Genomic DNA, 18,259 nt, shown 5'->3' with positions numbered 1-18,259 from the left:
GTTCCGCGCCTTCTTCTTTGCGGGCTCCGCGGGGAGAGTGATTACGCTGCGGTGATGTTGTCGTTGGCGGCCTTGGCCTCGCGCAGCTTCACGCTCACCAGCTTGGAGATACCCGGCTCCTCCATCGTCACGCCGTACAGCGTGTCCGCCACCTCCATGGTGCGCTTGTTGTGGGTGATGAGGATGAACTGCGACTGCTTGCTCATCTCCTTCACCATGTCGTTGTAGCGGCCCACGTTGCCCTCATCCAGCGGCGCGTCGACCTCGTCCAGGAGGCAGAAGGGCGTCGGCTTGATGAGGAAGATGGCGAAGATGAGCGCCACGGCCGTGAGCGCCTTCTCACCACCCGACAGCAGGTTCATGCTCTGCAGCTTCTTGCCGGGCGGCTGCGCGACGATCTCCACGCCGGGCTCTCCACCCTGCCCCTCGTTCGTCAGCACCAGGCTCGCCCGGCCGCCGCCGAACAGCCGCGGGAAGATGGCCTGGAACTTCTCGTTGACGATCTCGAACGTCTGCTTGAAGCGCTCCCGGCTCGACGCGTCGATGCGGCGGATGGCCTCCTGCAGCTTCTCCATCGACTCGGCCAGGTCCTTCTTCTGCGTCAGCAGGAACTCCGAGCGCTGCGACAGCTCCGTGTGCTCGTCGATGGCGGTGAGGTTGATCTCCCCCATCTTCTCCACCTGCGCGCGCAGCTCCTTCAGCTCCTGCTCCGCCTCCTCGCTCAGCGACGGCAGCATGTGGTAGCGGTGCACCTCCTCCTGCAGCTCCATCCCGTGCCGCTCGCGGATGCCCGCCACCAGGTGCTCCAGCTCCAGGGCGATCTCCCGCTCGCGCAAGGTGATCTGCGACAGGCCCTGGGTGAGGCCATCCAGCTTCGTGCGCAGCTCGCGCAGCACGTTGTCCTGCTCGCGAACCTCACCCGAGGCCGCGGCATGGGCCGTGCGCCGCGCCTCGAGTCCCTCGGAGGCCACACGCAGCTCCTCGGCCTTCCTGGCGCGCTCCGCCTCCGTCTCGGTGATGCGGCGCTGGAACTCCACCACCCGCGCCGAGCCCTCGCGCACCGTGGACTCCAGCTTGCGCACCCGGCCGGCCATCTCCTCCTTCTGGGCCAGCAGGCTCTCCAGCTCCTTGCGCGCCGACTCGCCGCGCTCGCCACCGGCGGCCACCTTCACCTTCAGGCTGGTGAGGTTGCTCGTGGCCGTCTCGGCCCGCTGCCGGAGCGACTCCAGCTCGCCCACCAGCTGCTTCACGCGCTCCTCGCGGCCCTCGCGGTCCGCCTGTCCGTGCGTCACCTCGCCCCGGCTGTTCTCCTCCTCGTGCGCCAGCCCGTCGTACATCTGCGTGAGCTGCTCCTCCTCGGCATCCAGCGCCCGGAGACGGTCGCGCACCCGCGCCAGATCCTCGCTCGCCTTGTGCAGGTCCTTCTCCTGGCTGGCGAGGCTCAGCTCCTCGGCGTGCTGGTTCTTCGCCAGCCCCTTGAGGACGTCCTCCGAGTCCCCCATCTGCTTCTGCAGGGTGTAGTGCCGGGTGAGGATCTCGTTGTAGCGCTCCTCGACCCGGGTCACCTCGGCGGCCAGCTCGGCGATCTCCCGTTTCTTCTGCAGGGCGCCCACCGCGGCGCCCTCGCGCTCGCCGCCGATGATGGTGCCATCCGGGCGGAACACCTCACCGTCCAGGGTGACGAGCGTGCAGCAGTTGCCGCCCTCGGCCTCCGCGTACGCCTTGGCGGAGGCGATGTCCTCCACGATGACCACGTCCCCGAGCAGCAGCTTCACCACCGGCTGGAGCGACTCCTCGCACGTCATCTCGTCGAGGGCGAGCGCCAGCACCCCGGCGCGGGACATGTCCGGCTGCACCACGGAGGGCACGCGCTCGGGCGGGGGCACGGGCAGGAAGCTGCCCCGGCCTTCCGCGGCCTCCTTGAGGTACTCCACCAGCTCCACGCCCTTGTCGCGGCTCTCGACGACGACGTGCTGCAACCGCTCGCCCAGCACGGCCTCCACCGCGCGCTCGAAGCGCGGCGTGGTGGAGATGACGTCGGCCACCAGGCCGAAGATGCCCTGCGCGCGGGCCTCCTCGCCGGCGCGCACCATCACCGCGCGCACGCCCTTGTCGAAGCCCTCGTAGTCCTTCTGCAGCGCCTCCAGCGAGGCGAGCCGGCTGCGCTTGTCGCTCAACTCCTCGCGCAGGCCGATGACCTGGACCTCGTTCTCCATGAAGGCCTGACGCGTGCGCATCAGGGCCTCCTCCTCGTGGCCCTTGCGCTCGGCGAGCTCCAACGACAGGTGGCGGCTGTCCTCCACCCGGCGGGCCACCTGCTGGCGCACATCCTCAAGCTGCTTCTCCTGCTCGCGCAGGGCGTCCGCCTCGGCGCGGTTGCGGGCACGCCGGGCCTCCAGGTCCGTCTTCTGGCGGGCCAGGTTGACGAGGTTGCTCTCGTGGTTGGCCAGCCGGCTGGCCACGGTGACGAGCGCCGCGCGCTCCTGCTCCAGCCGCAGGGAGATCTCCGTCTGCAGCTGGCTCACCCGGCGCAGCTCCTCCTGCGCCACCTTCATCGCGACCTCGTCCTCCTTCCACGAGCCGGCGATGGAGCTGAGCTCCGCCTCGCGCGAGGCCATGGTCTCGGCCACCTCGGCCTGACGGGCCTTGAGCGCGTTGAGCTCGGTCTCGGACTGGGCGACGCGGGCGGTCGTCTCCTCCAGGTCCTTGCGCCAGTAGGCCAGGTCCTGGTCCGCGCGCTGCAGGGCGCTCTCCAGCGTGTGCACGTCGGCGGAGAGCTTCTGCAGGGCCTCGGTCTCGGCCTCCAGCGAGGTGCGGCGGTTGGTGATGACGAGCTCCAGCTCGCGCATCTTCTCCAGGCCCTCGCGCTCCTCGGCGCCCACGCTGCCCAGCTTCTCCTGGAGCACCTTGGCCTCGGCGTGCAGGGCCAGGAAGCGGTGCGAGGCCGAGTGCAGCTCGATCTCCCGCATCCGCGTCTTGAGCTTCTTGTACTTCTCCGCCTTCTTCGCCTGGCGCGAGAGGCTCTCGAGCCGGCGCTCCAGCTCGGAGGTGATGTCCGTGACGCGCAGGAGGTTGGCCTGGGTGGCCTCCAGCTTGCGCTCGGCGGCCTTGCGGCGCGACTTGTACTTGGTGACGCCCGCGGCCTCCTCGATCAGGTGGCGCCGGTCCTCGGGCTTGCTGGAGACGATGAGACCCACGCGGCCCTGCTCGATGATGGAGTAGGCCTTGGTGCCCACGCCGGTGCCGAGGAAGAGCTCGGTGATGTCCAGCAGGCGGCACGTCGTCTTGTTGATGAGGTACTCGGAGTCGCCGCTGCGGAAGAGGCGGCGCGTCACCGTCACCTCGGTGAGACCGGAGAGGTGGGCCGGGAGCGTGTCCGTCTCGTCCACGTGGAAGGTGAGCGACACCTCGGCCATGGACAGGGGCGGCTTGGACTCCGAGCCGTTGAAGATGACGTCCTCCATGCCGCGGCCGCGCAGGTTCTTGGCGCTCTGCTCGCCCATCACCCAGCGGATGGAGTCCACCACGTTCGACTTGCCGCAGCCGTTGGGGCCGACGATGCCCGTCACTCCGTCATCGAACGTGAAGACGCTGCGCTCCATGAACGACTTGAAGCCGGTGATGTCCAGCCGCTTGATTCGCATGTGAAACGGGCTCCCGAAAGGTGTCCAGGCAAGGGAGGAATCGCGCCAGAGGCCGAAAAATCGGCCTCGGAGCGTTCAGACGAGTAGCACGCAGGATCTCAGCCGATCAAGCATGACCCTGCCATGCGTGACGATATGCGAGCAGGCAAGCATGGCGCCCACCGGCCTGACGACCGGGGGGTCGTCCGGGAGGACATGGACCCTACCTCTCCTCGATTTTTTCCGGAGGCGACCTCCGCTCAGGCCCCTGCCCGCCCTCTCGCCCCACGTTGGAGCAACCCGGGCATAGCAGAAGGGTCTGACACGGCCGCCGGGCAGGCGGGCGGCCTGGGGTCACACGTCTGACGGGACGAGGGGCTCCGGCTCACCTCCGGGGAGGGAGACTCGGAGCCGTCGATGGGGAACGCGCGGTGGGGATCAGCGCTTGAGGCGCTTCGTCCACTCGAGACAGGGCGCCTCCACCCAGGTGTACAGCACGTGGGCGGCGACGATGCTCGTGGCGTAGACGGCCCCGAGGAACGCCAGGGCGGCCAGGTCCGAGGGCGGAGCGACGCGCACCTTCACGGACAGCAGGAGCAGGCACAGGGGCACGTGCACGAGGTAGAGGCTGTACGAGGTGCGGCCCAGGTACTGGAAGGGCCGTGCCGCGAGCCAGGAGTAGAGCCGATGGCTCCGTCCGGCCACGTAGAGGAGCGAGCTCGTGGCGGCCGTCACGAACACGCGGCTGTCGAGCTTCCACGCGAACAGGGCCCACAGGCCGATCACGAAGGTGAACCAGACGGCGCGAGGCAGTCGGCCCTCGAGCGTCCACCACGTCAGTGCGCCCGCCAGGAAGACGAACACGTGGGGAGGCAGGTAGATGACGTGCGTCACGTGGGACCGCATCTGCAGCAGGCCCGTGGGCCAGGCGAGCGACAGCACGAAGAGGACCGAGAAGACCAGGGGCAGCGCGCCCTCGCGGCCCGACCAGCGGGAGAGCGCCTGGGCGAGCCCCAGCAGCACCGCGAACGCCAGGTAGAACTGGAACTCGATGCAGAGGGTCCAGAAGGCGACGTTGACCTGCCCATAGCCCACGAGATCCTGCAGGTAGAGCAGGTGCGAGAGCAGGTGGGGCACCGAGGGCAACCCCGCGGGCTTGCCGGTCATCACGCCGCGAAGGAGCAGGAAGCCACAGAACAGGCCGATGGCCACCCAATAGGGCGGATCCAGGCGCAGCGAGCGGCGGAGGATGAACTGGCCGATGCCCCGGGGTGACAGGTGCGTGCGGCGCAGCGAGAAGGCGATGACGAAGCCGCTGAGCACGAAGAACACCTCGACGCCGCGGTGCCCGAAGTGCGCCAGGCGGACCATCCACTCGGATACCACGCCCGCCCCGGCGAACGTGAAGAGGCCCACGGCATGCGGCAACACCACGGCGAGCGCGGCGAACCCGCGCAGTCCATCCACCAGCGTCATCCGGCGGGCGGACGTCCCCGCCTCTCGGGAGGGCTCGGCCTCCAGGCGGACGGACGAGGGCCCGGAATCGGCCGGGCCCGGCGTTTCAAGGAGGGGAAGCGTCGAGGGGGAAGACATGCGGGGCGCGAACAATCGAGCGCGGCTCAAGCATCCGCCGTCGCCGCTACGGGGGGTTTGGGGCCTGCCTGGGGCTCGACCGTTACCCGGACGACCCGGGGGCCTTCCACCTCCTCCACCTGGATGCGCCACATGTCGAGCTTGAGCGAGTCCCCCTTCTCCGGGATGCGGCCCAGCTTCGCCATGATGTAGCCCGCGATCGTCGTCACCTCGACGTCCTCGTCATCGATCTCGAACGAGACGTCCAGGCGGTCCTCGAGGTCATCCAGTTGGGCCGTGCCCGGCAGCTCGAAGCGACCCCCCGGCAGAGAGCGCACCTCGTCCACCCGCCGGCCGAGCTCGGCCACGTCGCCCACCACCTCGGCCACCACGTCCGCGATGGTCACCAGCCCCGACGTTCCGCCGTGCTCGTCCACCACCAGGGCCGTCTGCCGGCGCCGCCGGCGGAACTCGTTGAGCAGCTGCTCCAGCGTCACGTGCTCCGGCACGTACAGCACCGGCCGCTGCACCTGCGACAGGCTGCGCAGCTCGCCCCTGGAGAGGAGGAAGAAGAGGTCCTTCACGTTCACCACCCCCTCCACCTCGTCCATGTTCCCCCGGCACACCGGCAGCCACGTATGGCCCGCGGCGCGCGCGTCCGCGACGCACTTGTCGAGCGGCTCCTCCATGTCCAGGAACTTCACCTGGTTGCGCGGCACCATCACCTGGCGCGCCGTCTTCTGCGCCATCTCCAGCGAGCGCTCCAGCAGCTCCGCGCGCGCCGTGGTGATGGCCCCCGCCTGCGCCGAGCTGTGGAGGATGACACGCAGCTCCTCCTCGCTGTGCGCCTCCTGCGACTCGTGCGCGGTGTGCAGGCCGAAGGCCTTCAGCACCCAGCCCGCCACGCCGTTGAGCAGCCAGATGGCCGGGTAGAAGACGAAGTAGAAGACCCGCATCGGCAGCGCCACCGCGATGGTCGTCACCTCGGCGCGCTGAATGGCCAGGCTCTTGGGCGCCAGCTCTCCCACCACGATGTGCAGGAAGGTGATGATGGCGAAGGCGATGGCCACCGACAGCGAGTGGGCCAGCGCCACGCCCGCCGCCTCCGGAACCAGCCGCGTCAGCACCGGCTCCAGCAGGTGGGCGAACGCCGGCTCACCCAGCCACCCCAGGCCCAGCGACGCGAGCGTGATGCCGAACTGCGTGGCGGACAGGTAGGAATCCAGCTTCTCCACCATCTTCAGGGCGGCGCCAGCACCCGGCCGCCCCTCGTCCGCCAGGGCCTGAAGGCGGGTGTGGCGGATCTTCACGATGGCGAATTCGGTCGCCACGAAGAACCCGTTGGCCAGGACCAGCAGGATGGCCAGTCCGAGGAAGACCCATTCCATAAGAAGAGCTCAGGCGCTCAGAAGAGCGCCTCGAACTCGGGGTCGCCCTTCAGCGAGTCGAACATCGTATCCGTGGCCAGCCAGCCCTGCACCTTCTGTCGATCCACCGCCACGGCCTTCTGCAGATAGGTCAACGCATCCGGCCGGCGGCCCCAGAGGGCGTAGAGGGCGGCCAGGTTGTAGTTGAGCAGCAGGTCCTCGGCGTTGAGGGCGCGCGCCTTGTCGTAGGAGCGCTCGGCCTCGGCGTAGAAGCCCTTCTGGGCGTAGCAGATGCCCAGGTCCAGGTGCGCCTCGAAGTTCTCCGCGTCCAGGCGGACCACTTCCTTGAGCTGGGTGATGGCCGAGCGGTAGTCGCCCTCGTCCATCAGCAGGGCGGCGAGCTCGTGCCGGGGGAAGGCGTCCTGCGGATCCAGCTCGATGGCCGTCTGCAGCTCGCGCATGGCGTCCTCGATACGGCCCTGGTCCGCGTAGGTGAGACCCAGGTTGAGGTGCGCGTCCGGGTACTCCGGATCCAGCTCGATGGCCTCGCGGTACTCGGCCACCGCCATCTCCGCCGCATGCGTGGAGAGGAAGCAGGCAAGGTTGTAATGAGCCGTGGGGCTCTCCGGCTCCAGCTTCAGCGCGGTGAGGTACTCGCCCAGGGCCTCGCGGAAGAGCTTCTTCTCGGCGTAGACGGTGGCGAGGTTGTCGTGCGCGTGAGCGGAGTCGGGGTCGAGGTCGATCGCCTTCTTGAACTCCTTGATCGCCTCGTCGAGCCACCCGCGATCGGCCAATTCGATGCCGCGCGAGTTGTGCTCGTCGGAGAGTACGATGTTGTCCTTTTCCCGGGCCATGAATTCGCGGGGCAATCTACGCGCCGCCTCTTTCAGGGCGCAAGGAAGAGTCACTCCTCCCACCGAGGGCTCGGTGGGACCACCCTCAGGCTGCCCCGACGGGCCCGCCCCAGAGGGAGACCGGCGCAGGAAAGGGGTGCTCGCCCCCTCCCCTGGCAACCAGGAGAGGAGGCGGATGGCGAACTACTTGCGGCGCTCGCGAGCGCGGCGGCGCTTGAGCGACGCCTTCTTCGAGGAAGCGCGATTGGACAGCTTCTTCTTGCTGCGGTTTCCCTTCTGGGCAGGCATCTTCTGGTACTCCGTATTAGCGGAAGTGGGCCGCACTGGCGGCAGCGAATCGCCCTTTTTTCACGCTCCCGGCCCGGAAGTCCACGGAATTTCTTGGCCCCGTCCGTCCTTGCCAGGGGCCGGACAACGGGGCACAACCCCGACCCAAGACCGATGATTGACAAACTCGAAGAGGTGGAGCGGAAGTTCGAGCGCCTCACCGCCGACCTGTCCAACCCGGACATCATCAGCGACACCGCGAAGCTGCAGAAGGTCTCCAAGGAGCGTGCTGGCCTGGAGAAACTGGTGGAGACCTTCCGCACGTACCGCAAGGTGGTGGACGACCTGAAGGAGGTCGAGGCCTGGCTTGGCAGCTCGGACCCCGACGAGAAGGCCTACGCCCGCGAGGCCCTGCCCGGCCTCAAGCAGCAGCGCGAGGAGTTGGAGCAGCAGCTGAAGATCCTCCTGCTGCCCAAGGATCCCAACGACGAGAAGAACGTCATCCTGGAGATCCGCGCCGGCGCCGGTGGTGACGAGGCGGGCCTGTTCGCCGAGGAGGTCATGCAGATGTACCTCCGCTACGCGGACCGCAAGGGCTGGAAGTCGGAGATCATCGACATGAGCCCGGGCAGCGTGGGCGGCGTCAAGGACGTCACCATCATGCTGTCCGGCGAGGGCGTCTACAGCCACATGAAGTACGAGTCCGGCGTGCACCGGGTGCAACGCGTGCCGGCCACCGAGGCGCAGGGCCGCATCCACACCTCCACCATCACCGTGTCGGTGATGCCCGAGGCGGAGGACGTGGACATCAAGCTCAACCCGGCCGACATCGAGATGCAGGTGATGCGCTCGACGGGCTCGGGCGGCCAGAGCGTGAACACCACCGACTCCGCGGTGCGCCTCATCCACAAGCCCTCGGGCATCGTGGTGAAGTGCCAGCAGGAGAAGAGCCAGACCAAGAACCGGGCCATGGCCGAGCGCATGCTGCGCGCCAAGCTCTATGAGATCGAGCAGGAGCGCATCCGCAACGAGCGCGACAGCATGCGCCGGGGCCAGGTCGGTACCGGTGACCGCTCGGAGAAGATCCGAACCTACAACTTCCCGCAGGACCGGCTGACGGACCACCGCATCGGCCTCACGGTGCACAACCTGCCGGCCATCATGTCCGGCGGCGTCGAGGACGTCATCACCGCCTGCCGCACCCACTATCAGGCCGAGGCCCTCAAGCAGCAGATGGGTGGAGGCCCCGGCGCCAGCGCATGAGTGGAGAAACCTGGACCATCCGCAAGGTCCTCACCTGGACGACGCAGCACTTCGAGAAACGAGGGGTGGACGCGCCCCGGCTCACCACCGAGGTACTGCTCGCCCACGTGTTGAAGACGACCCGGGTGCGCCTGTACGTGGACCTGGACCGGCCGATGGAGAAGGAGGAGCTCGCGACCTTCCGCGCCCTCATCGAGCGGCGCATGGCCGGCGAGCCCACCCAGTACCTCACCGGGGTGCGGGAGTTCTACAACCGCCCCTTCAAGGTGGACTCGCGGGTGCTCATCCCCCGGCCGGAGACGGAGTTGCTGGTGGAGGCCGCCCTGCACAAGCTGCCCAAGGACGGCCCCGGCACCGCGCTGGACGTGTGCACCGGCTCGGGCTGTATCGCCATCAGCCTCGCGGCCGAGCGGCCCCAGGCCACGGTGCTGGCCACGGACCTGTCCCCGGACGCCTGCGCGCTGGCCCGGGAGAACGCCCAGGCCCTGGGTGTGGCGGACCGGGTGACGATCCTGCAGGGCAACCTCTACGCCCCCCTGCCCCCGGACGCCCGCTTCGACCTGGTGGTGTCCAATCCCCCCTACATCGCCTCCGGGGAGATTCCAGGCCTGTCCGCCGAGGTGCGCCGCGAGCCCCATATGGCGCTGGATGGCGGACCGGATGGGCTCGTGCTCATCCGCGAGGTCATCAAGGGGGCCCGCCGTGTCCTCAAACCTGGCGGGCTGCTTGCAATGGAGATTGGCGAGACGCAGGGAGCCGCCCTCGTGGCACTCCTCCAGGCCGCGGGTTTCGAGGACGCGCGGGTGGAGAAGGACCTGGAGCGGCGGGATCGCCTCGCTTTTGGGACACAGCCCGTGGCCGTCGGGCCACAGGGGTAAGACGGGACAGATGGACAAGATCATCGTGAAGGGTGGCCGCCCGCTGCAGGGCGAAGTGAACGTATCGGGCGCGAAGAACGCGGCGCTCCCCATCCTCGCCTCGGCGCTGCTGGCGGACGGCAAGAGCACCTACCGCAACGTGCCGGACCTGGCGGACGTCAAGACCATGCTCAAGGTGCTGGAGACCATGGGCTGCGGCACCGAGCGGCTCACCGGCCGCAAGAAGGACGTGTGCGAGGTGGCGGTGGAGGGGCCCATCACCCCCGAGGCCCCGTACGATCTGGTGAAGACGATGCGCGCCTCCGTGCTGGTGCTCGGCCCGCTGGTGGCCCGCTTCGGCCGCGCCCGCGTGTCCATGCCGGGTGGGTGCGCCATTGGAGCCCGCCCCATCGATCAGCACCTCAAGGGCCTCAAGGCCCTGGGCGCGGACATCACCCTCACCGAGGGCTACGTCGAGGCCAGGGCGAAGCAGCTCAGGGGCGGCACCGTCAACTTCGACGTCATCACGGTGACGGGCACGGAGAACGTGATGATGGCGGCCGTGCTGGCCAAGGGCCGCACCGTGCTGGAGAACTGCGCGCGCGAGCCCGAGGTGGAGGAGCTCGCCCGGGTGCTCAACAAGATGGGCGCCCGCATCGAGGGCGCGGGCACCTCCATCATCACCATCGACGGGGTGGACGCCCTCAAGCCGGTGGATCACGCCATCCTTCCGGACCGTATCGAGGCGGGTACGCTCATGGTGGCAGCGGCCATCACCGGCGGTAACGTGCTGGTGAAGCACGCCGTCCCCGAGCACCTGGAGTCCGTCATCCTCAAGCTGCGCGAGACGGGCTGCACCATCACCGCCGAGGAAGGGGGCCTGCGGGTGAAGGCCCCCAAGGTCGTCGACTCGGTGGACGTGAAGACGACCGAGCACCCCGGCTTCCCCACGGACATGCAGGCCCAGCTCATGGGGCTGATGACGGTGGCCAGCGGCACCTCGGTCATCTCGGAGAGCATCTTCGAGAACCGCTTCATGCACGTGCCGGAGCTGCACCGGATGGGGGCGGACATCACCATCCAGGGCCACACGGCGGTGGTGAAGGGGGTCAAGAAGCTGTCCGGGGCCCCCGTCATGGCCACGGACCTGCGCGCCAGCGCCTCGCTCGTCCTGGCCGGCCTGCGCGCCGAGGGGAAGACCGAGGTGGCGCGCATCTACCACCTGGACCGTGGCTACGAGCGCCTGGAGCGCAAGTTGCGCAAGCTGGGAGCCGACATCCGCCGGGTAAAGGCCTGAGCCTGGGGGGCCTCCAGGTTTGCGCACGTGAACACATTGCAGCGGCCGGGTTGCATCTCAAAAATCATGCGACCTATCATTCTCTGAACGCCCAGGGGTGGCAGCTTCCCTGGTCGCCCCCCACGGGAGCGTAGCTCCCCCCTACAGGAGAATGACCCACCCCATGAATTGCCCCGGTTGCAGCGTCGAGATGGCCGATCTCGAAGGCGACCACGAGACGTTGCGCAAGTGTGGAGAGTGCGGCGGGCTGTGGATAGACGTCGCGGATCTCAACCGGATCCTCCTCCACAACAACCTTCCCGGGCTCGAGAGCCAGGGCGGCAAGGTGGACGCGGAAGCGCTCACCGGCCAGTGTCCCGAGTGCCAGGTGGATCTCATACGGGTCGACGGTGGTGATCGTCAGCACCCGCTGAACTACGACACCTGCGAGTCTTGTGGCGGCATCTTCCTCGAATCGGAGTTCGCCGACGCCACGGACGCGAAGGTCGCCGAGCAGGAGATCATCGACTTCTTCCGCCACTTCAGCGTCAAGAAGAAGTCGGCCGCTGGCTGACGCCCCACCGAGGGCGCCCCTCTCGTGCCACCCTCCGGGCCCGTACCAACGGGCCGGGAACACCCCTGTTCCGTCCTCCCTCCAGTCCCCCTCCCGGGATGAAAGCGTCGGGTTGCTTGTTGGCGAACCTTGACACCCGGGCGCCAGGGGATTGAGTAGGCGCCCGAATGCCAAGAGGGAACGGAATGCGACGTCTGGGGTGGGTGTGGCCGTGCGCGCTGCTGCTCGCCGGCTGTCCGAGCGGCTGCGCCAACAAGGACTCCGAAACGCTGGATGCGGGACCGGTCGTCACCGGGCCCCAGCAGCTCGGCGAGAAGGAGCCCAACGACCGACCCGAGCAGGCTCCAACCCTCGGGAGAGACTCGACGGTGAGCGCCAGCCTGGGCGCGGATCCGTCCAAGCCCGACGAGGACTGGTACCGGCTCGCCCCGGACAGCCCGCGTGTGGCCGACGTCAGCGTCTCCGGCATTCCCGGCGGCGACGTGGTGCTGGAGGTGTATGATGCCCCCGGTATCCGCAGCGCTGGCATCAACAGCGCGGGAGAGGGCAAGCCCGAGCGCTTCCCCAACCTCTACGTCGAGCGCGAGCGCTGGGTGCGCGTGGCCTCGGCGCGCAAGGGGACCGGCGGCGCCTATACGCTCGAGGTGCGCTACCACATCCCCGAGGACGGTGTGGAGCGCGAGCCCAACGATCGGGCCGTCGATGCCTCCCCACTACAGCTCGGACAGGCGGTGGCGGGCTTCCTCGGTCATGCCGGTGACGAGGACTGGTACCGGCTGGAGCTACCCGAGTCGGTCGCCAGCACCCCGTCGGCTCCGGCTCCGACTGGAACTCCGGCTCCAGCTCCCGCCCCGGGCGACTCCACGGGCGCCGGGCAGCCCGCCACGGACCCGGCCCAGGCTCCCTCCGAGGGCATGGGTGCTCCGCCTCCGCCGTCCGGCTCCTCCGCCGAGACGGCCCCGGCCACCCCGTCCGAGGAAATGGCCAACGCGCCCACGGAAGAGGCCAACCCGGCAGGTACCGGCACGCAGCCTCAGCCGGGAGGCTTCCAGATCCCCATCCCCGTTCCGGGCCAGGGATTGCAGCCCGCCGCGCCAGAGGAGCCTCCTGCGGTGGCATTGAAGATCGAGCTCACCGGCATCGAAGGCGTGCGTCCGGAGCTGTCGGTGCTCTCGGCGGCCGAGGCCCCCCTGTTCACCACGCCCAAGGGCAAGGAGGGTGAGGGCTTCTCCCTGCGCAACATCGGCGTGCGTGCGAACGATCGCGTGGTGTACCTGGTGGTGAAGAGTGGCTGGACGGGGACGGGCAAGAACGCGAAGCGCGGCTTCAACTCGGAGAAGTCCTACACGCTCTCGGTGTCCCTGGAGGAAGCCGGGGCGAACGCGGAGCTCGAGCCCAACGACGAGCTGTACAAGGCCACGCCCCTGCAGGTGTCCGGCACGGGCTTCAAGGAGGGTTTCCTCTCGCCCAAGGGGGACGTGGACAACTTCGTCCTGAAGACGACCGAGCCGGTGCTGGCCAGGGTGGAGCTATCCGGCGTGGAGCGCATGGATCTGGAGCTGTCCGTGGTGCAGCCCCCCGAGGGTGAGGGCCAGAAGGAGACGGTGCTCCAGCGGGCCAACGATGGCACCATCAAGGAGCCCGAGCGCCTCAACAACGTGGCGTGCAGTGGCACCTGCTACTTCCGGGTGCAGAGCGCCGCGCGCAAGGTGGAGGGCAAGTGGGTGCGCGACTACGAGAACGCGGAACAGCCCTACCGCATCTCCGTCACCACCGTCCCCGACGACGGCAGCCAGGAGCGCGAGCCCAACAACACCGCCAACCGCGCCACCGAGATCATCCCGGGCAAGGCGGTACGTGGCACCGTCTATCCCCTGAAGGACGTGGACTACTACCGGCTGGACTTGTCGGAACGGCCCGTGCGGACCTCGTTGAGGGCCACGCTGCTGGGCATCCTCAAGGTGGACGTGGGTCTGTACCTGCACCGCCTGGGCGAGGACGGAAAGCTGTCACTCGTGCAGACGTCCGATCGCGCCAAGGGGGATCAGCCCGAGGTCATCCGCTACAGCGCCGAGCCGGGCGTCTACATCCTGGAGGTCCGCGATGCGCGCAACCGCGAGGCCAACTTCCAGGACGCGTACCAGCTCACCATCGAGGAAGGCGAATAGCCCACCCACCCCGCTACTTCTCGTTGACAAGCCGCGTGCGGAACCCTACTTTGAGACTGCTTGCGACGCGGTGGTAGCTCAGCTGGTAGAGCACGAGCTTCCCAAGCTCGGGGTCGCCGGTTCGAACCCGGTCCGCCGCTCACCAGAGGCCGACAGTTCCTCGCCAATCGAGGGATTGTCGGCCTCTTCTTTTTCCGGCTCACGGTGCCTGTCACGAAACGATCGGGTCTCCTCCCTCCCTGGAGGAGTTGCCGACCCTGTCGTTTCCCGTGTCATTTCGAGCACCCGACCTGCCTCGGAGTGCGGGCGGTGCCACCGAGGGAATTATTTCTCGCGGCCAGTTGTGCAGAATCCGCGTGAATTCATTCGTTACCCGCCTGCTCCGTAGCCGTTCGACCCTCCTCTTCCTCGTCGCCGCCCTGCTGCTGATGGCCCAGTACGCCATGGCGGCTGCCCCCGAATCGGAGCCGGGGGCAGGTAGCGCCGAGCAGGCCTCCTCCTTCCTCGAGCTCGTCTCGCGTGGCTTCAGCGGCGCCCTGCGTGCCGTCGTCGTTCCTCCAGGCGAGGCCCTCCAGCCCCACTTCTCCGTTCACGAGAACCTGAAGGAGGCGCGCTGGCTCGCGATGGGCTCCAACACCCAGGCTCCCACCCCCGTCACCGACGAAGGACTGAAGGCGCCGGGTCAGCCGGGTGTCTGGAGGCTGGGGTCCGCGGTGCACGCCGTCATCACGCCTGTGCGCTTCGACGGCTCGAAGACCCACCTCAACGGCTACCACATCGGCCGTTGGCCGGCCCGCACCGCCAACCGCACCGGCCGCTACGCCCCGCCGGAGCTGCTCATCGAGGTGACGCCCCAGAACCAGGACTTCGCCATCTCCGAGCACTTCCGCCTCCGCAACTTCCTCACCAAGGACCAGGCCTCCGTCTGGCCCAAGTACCTCGCGCTCGATCTGCGGCTGGTGGACAAGCTGGAGCTGGTGCTCCAGGAGCTGCGCACCATGGGCTACCCCGCGAAGGGGCTCCATGTGATGAGCGGCTTCCGCACGCCCCAGTACAACGGACCCGGAGAGAATGGCCGCGCGAAGTTCAGCCGCCACACCTACGGCGACGCGGCCGACGTCTGGCTCGACGATGACGGCGACGGGCAGATGGATGATCTCGACGGCAACGGGCGCATCGACGTCAAGGACGCCGAGGTGCTCGCCCGCGCCGTCGACCGCGTGGAGCAGCGCGTGCCCGAGCTCGTCGGCGGCTATGGCACCTACCGCGCCAACCGCGTGCACGGGCCCTTCGTGCACATCGACGTGCGCGGCACTCCCGCCCGCTGGAGCAAGCGCTAGCCGCTCACGCCTCCGCAAGTCGCGGAGGACCCACCCGCCGGGGGCGCCGGATTCACCTCCAGCGCCCGCAGCACCTCCGGGTCGTGATGGTAGAGATCCTTCCGGAACTCGACCTGCCCCTCCGCGTCCACGAAGGCCGTCCAGTAGAACAGGTACACCGGTACCGGCGCGGGAAGCTCCACCCTGCGCGGCCCGCCTCCCGCCTCCATCGCCGCCGACAGGGACGCCTCCGTCCAGCCCTCGTGGCCCCGCAGCATGAAGTCCGCGAGCTTCGCCGGCTCCGCGACCCGGATACAGCCGTGGCTGAAGGCCCGGTTCGTCCGCTCGAAGAGCGCCGGGTTGGGTGTGTCATGCAGGTAGATGGAGAAGCGGTTGGGGAAGATGAACTTCACCCGGCCCAACGGATTGGAATCGCCCGGTGCCTGCATGAAGCGATAGGGCAGCGTCCCCTCCTCCAGCCCGCTCCAGTCCACCGAGTGAGGATCCACCTCCGCCCCCGTGGCCTTCTCGAGCACCTTCAATCCGAGCGCCTCGGCCGCCCCCGCATCCTCCCGCAGCTTCGGCAGCACCTCGTTCGTGGTGATGCCGCGGGGCACGTACCACGCCGGGCGGAGCACCAGGTACTCCACCTCATCCATGAAGACGGGCGTGCGCCACGCGGGTGTCCCGATGATGACCGGCATCCGCAACACCGTCCGGCCCTGATCCACCGCCTCGAGCTCGAAGGCAGGTAGGTTCACCCTCACGTGCCGCGGCTCCAGCGCCCTCGGCGCCCAGCGCCAGCGCTCCAGGTTCACCAGGATCTGACCGATGCGCTCCTCCACGGGCACCCGCAACGCCGCCAGCGTCTCCTGACCCACCATGCCGTCCACTTCCAACCCGTGCCGCCGCTGGAAGCGCTTCACCGCCGCCTCCAGTTCCGCGTCGTACAGGTCCTCCGGCGGCGGAGTCAGGGGCGACTCCGGGACCTCCATCGTCGCGAGGACGAGCTCGTCCACCATCGCCAGTGTGCCCACCCCCGGAGTCCCCGGATGGAGCAGCCGCTCCTCCGGGGCCGGCGGCAGGTCCCCCGTGGCGCGTAACCGTTCCCGCAGCACCACCACCCGCGCGTCCTTCATCCCCCGCTCGAGCAGCTCACCCTCGGGAATCAGGGGCCAACCCCCAGCGGCGGCGATGGCCCGGTAGCGCGCGAGCGCCTCCCTCAGCCGCACGAACCCCTCGTCGTTCGGAGAGAGGCTCCGCAAGGCACCGGCCAGATCGCCGCTCGCGAGGAGCCCTTCCAACACCGCCGCGAGCGCCTTCGCATCCGGAGGGCTCGTCCGCCAGTGGATCCGCCGCGAGGGCACCTGCCCGGACAGGAGATGCGAGGCATAGGTGAGCACGCTCGACGTCAGCCCCAGCTCCACCTCCACCCACGCGTCCTCCGGCCCGCCGCCCAGCGTCAGCCGACGCAGGGACGCCTCGAGCGCCGAGCGGTGGTAGCGCTCGGGCCGCAGCCCCTCCGCCTCCGCCTCGCAGAGCGCCGCGAGATACTGCCCCACCTCGGGCCGCACCCTACCCTCATAGGAAAACCACGCGGGTTGGAAGCCGCGTGTCTCGTAGAAATGCAGCAGGGCCTTGGACGTCTCCCTCGAGTCCTCCTCCGCCCGGGCCCGCACCGCGGATTCGAACGGAGGGGGGGCTCCACCCGCGCCCGCCCCGAGCGCGGGCATCCCGAGAAGCAAGCAGCACAGCAGGACAAGCCAGGAGCGCATGGGATGACGGTAGGCATCTCCGCGGCACGAAACAGGCGAGCAGGCATACCCGCTCGCTTCCTCAACCGTTCAGGTCGGGAGCTACCCGGCCAATCAAGCCTTGACTGAACGTTCTTTCAGTCACACTCTGAGAGCGTGAAACCCCGTCCCGTCTCCAATCCGCCCAACCCCTGGGACACCACAGCGGTGGAGTACCTGGAGGAGATTCCTCCCTCGAAGCTGGAAGTGCTGGAGGATCACAGCCGCGAGGTGCTGGGGCGCAACGACAGCCCGGACGTGGGCTTCACCTGGAGCGTCAACCCGTACCGGGGCTGCCTCCACGCGTGCGCGTACTGCTACGCCCGGCCCTACCACGAGTACCTCGGCTTCGGAGCCGGCACGGACTTCGAGACGAAGCTGGTGGTGAAGCCGCGCGCCGCGGAGCTGCTACGCGCGGCCTTCGAGCGCAAGAGCTGGAAGGGGGAGACGGTGGCCTTCAGCGGCGTCACCGATTGTTACCAGCCACTCGAGGCCTCGCTGCGGCTCACCCGGAGTTGTCTGGAGGTATGCGCCGAGTACCGCAACCCGGTGGGCATCATCACCAAGGGCCCCCTCATCGAGCGGGACCTGGACGTGTTGCGGACGCTCGCGCAAGAGGCGCGGCTGTCGGTGTACATCACCCTGCCCTTCCACGACGAGCAGGTGGCACGCGCCATGGAGCCGTACGTGGCCACGCCCCGGAGACGCCTGCAGACCATCGAGCGGCTGGCCGCCGCGGGCATCACCGTGGGCGTGGCGGTGGCGCCCCTCATTCCCGGGCTCAACGACGAGGACATGGCACGAGTCCTCACGGCGGCGCGCGAGGCTGGCGCCACCCGAGCCTTCTACACGCTGCTGCGGCTGCCCGGTCCCGTGCAGGCCGTCTTCGAGGAACGCCTGCGCGAGAAGCTCCCCCTACGCGCCGAGCGGGTGCTGCACCGCATCCGCGAGACGCGAGGAGGCCAGCTCAACGATTCACGCTTCAGCGTCCGCATGAACGGCGAGGGGCTCTACGCGGAGACCCTCCGCAAGCTCTTCGACACCATCGCTCGCCGGGTGGGTCTGCATACCACCTGGGCGATGGATGAGGCGGAGAAGGAGAGCCCCTTCCGTCGCCCCATGAAGCCGGGCACGCAGCTCAGCTTCTTCTGAACGTTCCCCTCCAAGGGGTCTGCGTAGGGATTCGAAGGCGGTCGGAACCGTCTAGAAGCGCGTACGGCCATCCGAACCTCAGGACGCTCGAAGGGAACAAGAAACCGGCGCCCAGGGCCTTACCACTGGGGGGACTTGACGTGACCCGACTGGCACGGCGAGTGCTCTTCGCTC

The 18,259-nt window shown here is 68.5% G+C and carries 12 protein-coding genes and 1 tRNA gene; 8 read left to right on the top strand and 5 right to left on the bottom strand.

Annotated features, from left to right (window positions below; all coding sequences use genetic code 11):
• Positions 1–41 precede the first annotated feature (41 nt).
• The 4 genes from smc to JQX13_RS33715 form a co-directional block, all read right to left on the bottom strand.
• Positions 42–3,644 (bottom strand): chromosome segregation protein SMC, encoded by a 3,603-nt coding sequence (gene smc / locus JQX13_RS33730; protein ID WP_203403577.1) that lies wholly within the window; start codon positions 3,642–3,644, stop codon positions 42–44.
• Between the two features lie 417 nt (positions 3,645–4,061).
• On the bottom strand, positions 4,062–5,216 hold the full coding sequence (locus tag JQX13_RS33725) for an acyltransferase family protein (protein WP_203403576.1): 1,155 nt from the start codon (positions 5,214–5,216) through the stop codon (positions 4,062–4,064).
• Between the two features lie 26 nt (positions 5,217–5,242).
• Positions 5,243–6,583: a hemolysin family protein gene (locus JQX13_RS33720; RefSeq protein WP_203403575.1), complete on the bottom strand. Its 1,341-nt coding sequence runs from the start codon at positions 6,581–6,583 to the stop codon at positions 5,243–5,245.
• Positions 6,584–6,600: 17 nt separating this feature from the next.
• Complete coding sequence (locus tag JQX13_RS33715; RefSeq protein WP_203412331.1) at positions 6,601–7,416, bottom strand: tetratricopeptide repeat protein; 816 nt, start codon at positions 7,414–7,416, stop codon at positions 6,601–6,603.
• A 441-nt stretch (positions 7,417–7,857) separates the two neighbouring features.
• On the opposite strand from JQX13_RS33715, the gene prfA reads away from it, so the two are divergent.
• From prfA to JQX13_RS33680, 7 genes are all read left to right on the top strand, one after another.
• Entirely contained in the window at positions 7,858–8,946 is a 1,089-nt protein-coding gene (prfA, locus tag JQX13_RS33710) for a peptide chain release factor 1 (RefSeq protein WP_203403574.1), read from the top strand.
• The gene (gene prmC / locus JQX13_RS33705; protein WP_203403573.1) at positions 8,943–9,824 is read left to right on the top strand and encodes a peptide chain release factor N(5)-glutamine methyltransferase; all 882 of its coding nucleotides are present in this window, start codon (positions 8,943–8,945) and stop codon (positions 9,822–9,824) included. The genes prfA and prmC overlap by 4 nt, the downstream gene beginning before the upstream one ends.
• Positions 9,825–9,834: 10 nt before the next feature.
• Positions 9,835–11,100 carry a UDP-N-acetylglucosamine 1-carboxyvinyltransferase gene (gene murA, locus JQX13_RS33700; protein ID WP_203403572.1) on the top strand — a complete coding sequence of 422 codons (1,266 nt, stop codon included), beginning with the start codon at positions 9,835–9,837 and terminating at the stop codon, positions 11,098–11,100.
• A 163-nt stretch (positions 11,101–11,263) separates the two neighbouring features.
• The gene (locus JQX13_RS33695; protein ID WP_203403571.1) at positions 11,264–11,653 is read left to right on the top strand and encodes a zf-TFIIB domain-containing protein; all 390 of its coding nucleotides are present in this window, start codon (positions 11,264–11,266) and stop codon (positions 11,651–11,653) included.
• A 185-nt stretch (positions 11,654–11,838) separates the two neighbouring features.
• Positions 11,839–13,821 (top strand): ABC transporter substrate-binding protein, encoded by a 1,983-nt coding sequence (locus JQX13_RS33690; RefSeq protein WP_203403570.1) that lies wholly within the window; start codon positions 11,839–11,841, stop codon positions 13,819–13,821.
• 67 nt (positions 13,822–13,888) lie between these two features.
• Positions 13,889–13,961 (top strand) — tRNA-Gly (locus JQX13_RS33685).
• A gap of 216 nt (positions 13,962–14,177) precedes the next feature.
• Complete coding sequence (locus JQX13_RS33680; protein WP_203403569.1) at positions 14,178–15,161, top strand: D-Ala-D-Ala carboxypeptidase family metallohydrolase; 984 nt, start codon at positions 14,178–14,180, stop codon at positions 15,159–15,161.
• On the opposite strand, the gene JQX13_RS33675 is transcribed toward JQX13_RS33680, so the two are convergent.
• Positions 15,158–16,915, bottom strand: coding sequence for a L,D-transpeptidase family protein (locus JQX13_RS33675; RefSeq protein WP_203403568.1), 1,758 nt, complete (start codon positions 16,913–16,915; stop codon positions 15,158–15,160). The genes JQX13_RS33680 and JQX13_RS33675 overlap by 4 nt on opposite strands.
• Before the next feature lie 135 nt (positions 16,916–17,050).
• Here JQX13_RS33675 and JQX13_RS33670 point away from each other — a divergent pair, with 135 nt between their 5' ends.
• On the top strand, positions 17,051–18,085 hold the full coding sequence (locus JQX13_RS33670; protein ID WP_203403567.1) for a PA0069 family radical SAM protein: 1,035 nt from the start codon (positions 17,051–17,053) through the stop codon (positions 18,083–18,085).
• Positions 18,086–18,259 lie beyond the last annotated feature (174 nt).

The sequence above is a fragment of the Archangium violaceum genome (assembly GCF_016859125.1).
GTDB lineage: Bacteria > Myxococcota > Myxococcia > Myxococcales > Myxococcaceae > Archangium > Archangium violaceum_A.
This window is presented reverse-complemented; position numbering and strand designations above follow the sequence as displayed.

Excerpts from the sequence above, each read along its gene's own strand:
- smc (WP_203403577.1), bottom strand. The coding sequence starts at position 3,644 with ATGCGAATCAAGCGGCTGGACATCACCGGCTTCAAGTCGTTCATGGAG.
- JQX13_RS33725 (WP_203403576.1), bottom strand. The coding sequence starts at position 5,216 with ATGTCTTCCCCCTCGACGCTTCCCCTCCTTGAAACGCCGGGCCCGGCC.
- JQX13_RS33720 (WP_203403575.1), bottom strand. The coding sequence starts at position 6,583 with ATGGAATGGGTCTTCCTCGGACTGGCCATCCTGCTGGTCCTGGCCAAC.
- JQX13_RS33715 (WP_203412331.1), bottom strand. The coding sequence starts at position 7,416 with ATGGCCCGGGAAAAGGACAACATCGTACTCTCCGACGAGCACAACTCG.
- prfA (WP_203403574.1), top strand. The coding sequence starts at position 7,858 with ATGATTGACAAACTCGAAGAGGTGGAGCGGAAGTTCGAGCGCCTCACC.
- prmC (WP_203403573.1), top strand. The coding sequence starts at position 8,943 with ATGAGTGGAGAAACCTGGACCATCCGCAAGGTCCTCACCTGGACGACG.
- murA (WP_203403572.1), top strand. The coding sequence starts at position 9,835 with ATGGACAAGATCATCGTGAAGGGTGGCCGCCCGCTGCAGGGCGAAGTG.
- JQX13_RS33695 (WP_203403571.1), top strand. The coding sequence starts at position 11,264 with ATGAATTGCCCCGGTTGCAGCGTCGAGATGGCCGATCTCGAAGGCGAC.
- JQX13_RS33690 (WP_203403570.1), top strand. The coding sequence starts at position 11,839 with ATGCGACGTCTGGGGTGGGTGTGGCCGTGCGCGCTGCTGCTCGCCGGC.
- JQX13_RS33675 (WP_203403568.1), bottom strand. The coding sequence starts at position 16,915 with ATGCGCTCCTGGCTTGTCCTGCTGTGCTGCTTGCTTCTCGGGATGCCC.